General features: G+C 60.1%; 1 protein-coding gene. It reads right to left on the bottom strand.

What is annotated here, in order from left to right; translation table 11 throughout:
- Nucleotides 1–381, bottom strand: a 381-nt coding sequence (locus P3L18_RS28200; RefSeq protein WP_276116008.1) for an HNH endonuclease signature motif containing protein, incomplete at both ends; no start/stop codon positions are given.

Genomic DNA, 381 nt, shown 5'->3' with positions numbered 1-381 from the left:
CCATGATGATGTCCCATCCGTGGTGGTGCACATCATCATGACAACTGCTGCAGAGTAGACAACCGTTGTCGAGGTCGGTGGGACCACCCTCACTCCAGTGCCGCACGTGGTGTCCTTGGCAGCGTCCGGCATGGGCACCGCATTTGATGCACCCACGATCCCGCACCAACAACGCTTTCCGTTGCCCGGGAGTGAACAGCCGTTCTTTGAGTCCGACGTCGAGGGGTACGCCGTCGGTGTTGAGGATGATCTTGGTGATGGTGGTGTCACACGACAACATTTTCGCGGTCGCTTCGGTGATGGCACCCATATTCTGCAGGTCCCCGCCGAGCGCGGGGTTGTCCGCCGACCAGGTCCACAACAGTCCGTTGGTCGGTTTCG

Source organism: Gordonia sp. N1V (assembly GCF_029269935.1).
GTDB classification, from domain to species: Bacteria; Actinomycetota; Actinomycetes; order Mycobacteriales; family Mycobacteriaceae; genus Gordonia; species Gordonia polyisoprenivorans.
This window is presented reverse-complemented; position numbering and strand designations above follow the sequence as displayed.